The following is a 6712-nucleotide window of genomic DNA, read 5'->3' on the forward strand; positions in this document are numbered from 1 at the left end:
CACCAAAAGACCATTTCAAAAAAAGGAAAAACGATTGCGGTAGTCGGAACCGGATTAGATCTCGCTTATCCATTTGAACACAAAGCGTTACAAGCTGAAATCGGCAGAGATCATTTGCTGCTGTCTGAGTACCCTCTAGGCGAAAAACCATTGAAACAGCATTTCCCAATGAGAAATCGTATTATCGCAGGACTATCTGTAGGGACATTAGTAGTCGAAGCAAAGTCTCGTAGTGGAAGTTTGATTACAGCGAATCTTGCGTTGCAAGAAGGAAGAGAAGTATTTGCTGTTCCTGGAGCAATTACTAATCCTTATTCAGCAGGTACAAATGAATTGATTTTACATGGAGCCAAATGTGTTTTGTCAGTTGAGCATATTTTAGAGGAATTGTCCTATTGAACCCTCACAAAAAAAGAGGAATAGTGAAAAAACTCTTCTATATTATAGTTAAAAAAACAACTTTTTAGCTGAGTCGGGATTTCAATAGTTGACAAAAGGGCATTGGATAGCATAAGATGATTAACGATTTCTCTTTCAACTATTAAAAAAGCTGAAAGGAGAAAATAAGAGCTCATTTGAAAGGAGCATTCCATTGGCCTATAAATACTTGGTGATCGTTGAATCGCCGGCTAAAGCAAAAACAATTGAAAAATATTTAGGCAAGAATTATAAAGTTGTTGCCAGTTTAGGTCATATTCGGGATTTACCGAAAAGCCGTATGGCAATTGATGTAGAAAATAATTATCAACCAGAATACATTTCTATTCGCGGAAAAGGACCACTAATAAAAGAATTAAAAGGTTATGCAAAAAAGGCTGAAAAAGTTTTTCTAGCAGCTGACCCGGACAGAGAAGGAGAGGCTATTGCTTGGCACCTTAGCTACCTTCTTGGTTTAGACAGAAGTGACAAGAATCGAGTTGTCTTTAATGAGATCACAAAAGAAGCTGTTAAAGGTGCTTTTAAAGAACCTCGTTCTATTAATATGGAATTAGTTAATTCTCAACAAGCGAGAAGAATTCTCGACCGTTTGGTTGGTTATACATTAAGCCCTATTTTATGGAAAAAAGTAAAAAAAGGCTTAAGTGCTGGTCGTGTCCAGTCGATTACACTAAAACTGATTTGTGATCGAGAAAATGAAATCAATGCTTTTAAACCGGAAGAATATTGGAGTATTGGAGGAAACTTTAAAAAAGGCACCAAAAAATTTAAAGCTTCTTTCTATGGATTAAACGGTAAAAAAATGGAGTTAAAAAACAATAAAGATGTTCAAAAAGTCATCCAAGAAATAAAAAGCAAAGATTTTGAAGTAACCAAAGTAACCAAAAAAGAACGCAAACGGAATCCTGCTTTGCCATTTAAAACAAGTAGTCTGCAACAAGAAGCCGCTCGGAAGTTAAACTTCAGAACACAAAAAACAATGATGATTGCTCAACAGCTGTATGAAGGAATATCGTTAGGTCGCGGCGGTGCTGTTGGGTTGATCACGTATATGCGGACAGACTCCACACGTATTGCTGATTCGGCTAAAAATGAAGCTGCTGAATACATTACTAAAGAATTTGGTGCTGAATACGCTGCTTCAAAACCGCGTATTGCTAAAAAATCAGCTAGTGCTCAAGACGCGCATGAAGCCATTCGGCCTTCAAGTGTGATGCGGACACCTCAAGAAATTGAAAAATATTTAACTAAAGATCAATATAAATTGTATAACCTTATCTGGTCACGTTTAGTTGCCAGTCAAATGACAGCAGCTATTTTTGATACGGTAAAAGTCGATATTGTTCAAAATGCCGTTCTATTCAGAGCAAATGGTTCCACTCTTAAATTTCCTGGCTACCAAAAAGTTTATGTGGAAGGAACAGATGATGGCAAAGAAGAAAAAGAAAACATCTTGCCTGAATTAGAAATAGGGGATCTGGTTAAGTCTGTTGACATTGAACCTAAACAACATTTTACACAGCCGCCTGCTCGTTTTTCTGAAGCGACATTGATTCGGACACTGGAAGAAAATGGTGTTGGACGTCCGTCTACGTATGCCCCGACGCTGAACACGATTCAAAAAAGATACTATGTGAAATTGCAAAGTAAACGTTTCGAACCAACCGAATTAGGCGTTATTGTGAATAACTTAGTCGTAGAATTCTTCCCGCAAATCGTAGATATTCATTTTACAGCAGAAATGGAAAAAGACTTGGATGCTGTTGAAGAAGGGAAAGAAGAATGGGTCAATGTAATTGATCGATTCTATCATCCTTTTATTAAAGAAGTAAAAAATGCTGAAGAAACGATTGAAAAAATTCAAATCAAAGACGAACCTGCTGGATTTGATTGTGATTTATGCGGGCATCCAATGGTAATTAAACTTGGACGATATGGAAAGTTCTATGCGTGCAGTAATTTTCCGGAATGTCACAATACGAAAGCGATTGTCAAAGAAATTGGTGTCACTTATCCATTATGTAAAGAAGGACAAGTCATTGAACGAAAATCTAAGAAAAATCGTTTGTTTTATGGATGTGATCGGTATCCAGCCTGTGAATTCGTGTCTTGGGATAAACCTATTGGCAGAAACTGTCCAAAATGCGATCATTATTTAGTTGAAAAGAAGACGAAAGGCAAAAAACAAGTCATCTGCAGCAATTGTGATTATAAAGAAGAAGTTCAAAATTAACGAGTTTGAACATTCAGTTTTAGTCCTCTTGATGAAATAGGTTAAAAAAACAATAAGTTTAAACTGCAATCAGCATATTCAATTGTATTCCCTTTATTTCTATGATAAAGTAATTTTGTCATATGAGTGGAGGGTTTTTTTTGGATAACTGTGAAATGAAAGAAGTTTTTTTGCGGTATTTGATTACTGAACGTCATTATTCTGAGCTCACTAAAAAAGCATATGAAGAAGACATTACCGAATTTTCAGATTTCTTAGCAGCAACGGGTGACGCTCAATACGAAAAAGTCAGTTTACAAGATGTTCGTATTTTTTTAGGAGAATTAAGCCAGCGAGAATTAAGCCGCAATACCATTTCAAGAAAAATATCAAGTCTGAGAGCATTCTATCAATTTCTTTTAAAAAATCAAGTTGTAACGGAAAATCCGTTTTCTTATATCCATTTAAAAAAGAAAACGCTTCGTTTGCCTCGATTTTTTTATGAAAAAGAGATGGATGCTTTATTTCAAGCTGTAAAAGGAGAAAAGCCGCTTGATTTTCGAAATGAAGCTCTTTTAGAGGTTCTTTATGGAACAGGAATAAGGCTTAGTGAATGTAAAAACATTCAATTAAAAGATATCGATTTTGATTTAAGTGTCGTTTTGATCCATGGGAAAGGTAATAAAGAACGGTACGTTCCTTTTGGGCACTACGCAGCTGTATCTTTACAAGAGTACCTCAGAAAAGGACGTGCTCTTTTAATGACAAAATACCATAAAGAGCATGACTATCTTTTTGTGAACCAATACGGGGATCAACTATCGGCTTCAGGAATTGAATATATTTTGAATCAGATTATAAAAAAGAGCAGTTTAACTGCCGATATTCACCCTCATATGTTAAGGCACACATTTGCTACTCATTTATTAAATAATGGGGCAGATTTGCGGACCGTTCAAGAATTATTAGGTCATGCCAGTTTGTCTTCTACGCAAATCTATGCACACGTTACAAAAGAACATTTACAAAAAAATTATCGTCAGTTTCATCCACGTGCTTAATACGTTAAGTTAGCTGACGAGATGATGATGGAGGAAAAAAGAATGACAACATTTCATGCTACAACGATTTTTGCAATCCAACACAACGGGGCTTGTGCCATGTCAGGAGACGGGCAAGTCACGATGGGCGAAAGTGTCATTATGAAAGGCACAGCTCGTAAAGTGCGCCGCATATACAATGATAAAGTACTAGTTGGTTTTGCTGGAAGCGTAGCCGATGCATTTACCTTAGAAGAAAAATTTGAAGCAAAATTAAATGAATATAAAGGCAATTTAACACGTGCTGCAGTTGAATTGGCACAAGAATGGCGGACAGACCGAGCACTTCAAAAATTAGAAGCTTTGCTGATTGTGATGAATAAAGAAGAGATGTTGCTCGTTTCAGGTTCAGGTTAAGTTATTCAACCAGATGATGGCATCTTAGCAATTGGCTCCGGCGGTAATTTTGCCCTTTCTGCAGGACGAGCATTAAAAAAATATGGCAAGGACCTAACTGCAGCAGAAATTGCAGAAGAAAGCTTAAATGTAGCTGCAGATATTTGTGTTTATACTAACCACAACATCGTTGTTGAAGAATTATAAGGACGTGAGAAAAGAATGAATACTTTAGAAAATATGACACCCAGAGAAATTGTTGCAGAATTAGATAATTATATTATTGGACAAACCAACGCAAAAAAATCAGTTGCTGTAGCTTTACGCAATCGGTACCGTCGTTTGCAACTAGATGAAGATTTCCAAAAAGATATTACACCTAAAAATATATTGATGATTGGACCAACAGGGGTAGGGAAAACAGAAATTGCGCGCCGCTTAGCAACAATTGTTAAAGCACCTTTTATTAAGGTAGAAGCTACTAAATTTACTGAAGTAGGGTATATTGGTCGTGATGTAGAATCGATGGTACGCGATTTAGTTGAAGCAGCTATTTTGCTGGTTGAAAAGCGTCAATATTCAAGTGTGTATATAAAAGCTGAAAAAATAGCTATTGATCGCTTAGCTAAAATCTTAGTGCCAGGTATTAAAAAAGAGAAAAAAGAAACAGCTGCGCCTAACCCATTTGAAGCCATGCTGAAAGGTATGGGATTGAATCCAAGTGCAGATAGCGAGGAAGAAGACGAAACTGAAACAGAAGTTCCAGAATCTATTTCAATAAATCGAGAAACCATTAAACAGCAGATTCGTGATGGTGTATTAGATAACAGAGAAGTAACGATTGCTGTTGAAGAAAGTAAAAAAACGATGAACTCTCCTATGAATGCCAGTTTAGAACAAATGGGCATTGATTTGAACGATACATTAGGAGCTTTACGTCCAAAAAACAAAGTAAAGCGTTCCGTAACGGTTAGAGAAGCTCTCGATATTTTAATTCAAGAAGAATCAGAAAAGTTAGTCAACCGAGAAGATATCCATGCTGAAGCTATAGCACTGGCTCAAAATTCTGGAATTATCTTCATCGATGAATTTGACAAGATTACATCTAAAAGCAGTAACTCAGGAGAAGTATCTCGTGAAGGTGTTCAACGTGACATCTTGCCGATCGTTGAAGGCTCACAAGTGACTACCAAATATGGGACGATCCAAACAGATCATATCCTGTTTATTGCTTCAGGTGCTTTCCATGTATCTAAACCAAGTGATTTAATTCCAGAATTACAAGGACGTTTTCCAATTCGTGTAGAACTAGATGATCTGTCAAAAGAAGATTTTGTTAAAATTTTAACAGAACCTAATAACGCGTTGGTTAAACAATATATTGCTTTATTAGAGACAGACAATATTGAAGTAACCTTTACTTTTGAAGCCATTGAGCAACTAGCAGATATTGCTTATCGGGTAAACCAAGAAACGGATAATATCGGAGCTCGTCGTTTACACACGATTTTAGAAAGACTATTGGAAGATCTGTTATTTGAAGCACCCGATATGCAAATGGGAGAAATTACGATCACGCAAAATTATGTCAATGAAAAAATTGCCCATATCGTTGAAGATAAAGATTTAAGCCGATACATTTTATAATACATGCTTGGAGGATTAGCCTATGAGTGGTTTGCTTCAAAAAATGCGTAAAATAAATAATATGCTACAAAAAAAAGGCGGGGTAGTGAATAACGATCCGACTGAAGAAGGCAAGCTGCCTTTTACTGATATGGCTGGTATACTTGCAGATATATTGAATGTGAATGCTTATCTCATTGATGAAGCAGGAATCCTGTTAGGGTATAATGAAAAACACGAAATCAACAATGAACGCGTAAAAGAGATGTTAACGGCAAAGGAATTTCCTTGCGAGTATGCCGCCAGCATGCTTGAAATCAGTGAAACACGTTCAAACATTGGAATTGAGAGCGACTATACCGTTTTTCCAATTGAAACACGAGATTTATTCAAAAACGGGCTAACGACCATTATTCCTATCTACGCAGCTGGAGAACGGTTAGGCACTTTGCTTCTAGCCCGTTTATCACCGGAGTTTAACGATGACGATTTGATATTAGGGGAGCATGCTGCTACAGTTGTAGGGATTGAGATTTTATATAAAAAATCAACCCAGATCGAAGAAGAAGCTAGAGACATTGCAAATGTTCAAATTGCCATGAAGACACTGTCTTATAGTGAGCTGAAAGCAGTCCAAGCTATTTTTGAAGAATTGAATGGGCTGGAAGGGCGTTTGACTGCTTCCAATGTAGCAGCTAAAATCGGGATAACCCGTTCAGTGATTGTGAATGCATTGAGAAAGTTAGAATCTGGTGGTATTATTGAGTCTAAGTCATTGGGAATGAAAGGAACCTATATCCGAGTTCACAATACAAAATTCATCGATGCATTAAATAAAGAGCGAATTTATTAAATAATAGGTTTGTTTAATGAATAAAAGGTTACTGGGGGAATAAAAGTGATCACATTAGAAAATCAATATCTAGTTGTTACTGTTTCTGAAAAAGGGGCAGAATTAACTAGTGTCAAAAATAAAGAAAACCAGATTGAATATTTATGG

Annotated in this window: 5 protein-coding genes and 1 pseudogene; all 6 read left to right on the plus strand. The window is 36.5% G+C overall.

All coding sequences use genetic code 11. From position 1 onward, the window contains the following. Nucleotides 1-399: DNA-processing protein DprA (locus RT405_RS10455; protein WP_313469555.1), on the plus strand; the 399-nt coding region annotated here is incomplete at its 5' end. Nucleotides 400-592: 193 nt separating this feature from the next. Beyond that, a complete protein-coding gene (topA, locus tag RT405_RS10460) occupies nucleotides 593-2671 on the plus strand; it encodes a type I DNA topoisomerase (protein ID WP_313469556.1) in 2079 nt (692 codons plus the stop codon). Between the two features lie 140 nt (nucleotides 2672-2811). Then, on the plus strand, nucleotides 2812-3711 hold the full coding sequence (gene xerC, locus RT405_RS10465) for a tyrosine recombinase XerC (RefSeq protein WP_396163702.1): 900 nt from the start codon (nucleotides 2812-2814) through the stop codon (nucleotides 3709-3711). Nucleotides 3712-3753: 42 nt separating this feature from the next. After that, nucleotides 3754-4293: pseudogene (hslV, locus tag RT405_RS10470) on the plus strand (ATP-dependent protease subunit HslV). A gap of 15 nt (nucleotides 4294-4308) precedes the next feature. Continuing rightward, a complete protein-coding gene (gene hslU, locus RT405_RS10475; RefSeq protein WP_313469557.1) occupies nucleotides 4309-5733 on the plus strand; it encodes an ATP-dependent protease ATPase subunit HslU in 1425 nt (474 codons plus the stop codon). 22 nt (nucleotides 5734-5755) lie between these two features. Next, nucleotides 5756-6565 (plus strand): GTP-sensing pleiotropic transcriptional regulator CodY, encoded by an 810-nt coding sequence (codY, locus tag RT405_RS10480; RefSeq protein WP_313469559.1) that lies wholly within the window; start codon nucleotides 5756-5758, stop codon nucleotides 6563-6565. Nucleotides 6566-6712 lie beyond the last annotated feature (147 nt).

It is taken from the genome of Carnobacterium sp. (assembly GCF_032094055.1).
Lineage (GTDB): Bacteria > Bacillota > Bacilli > Lactobacillales > Carnobacteriaceae > Carnobacterium_A.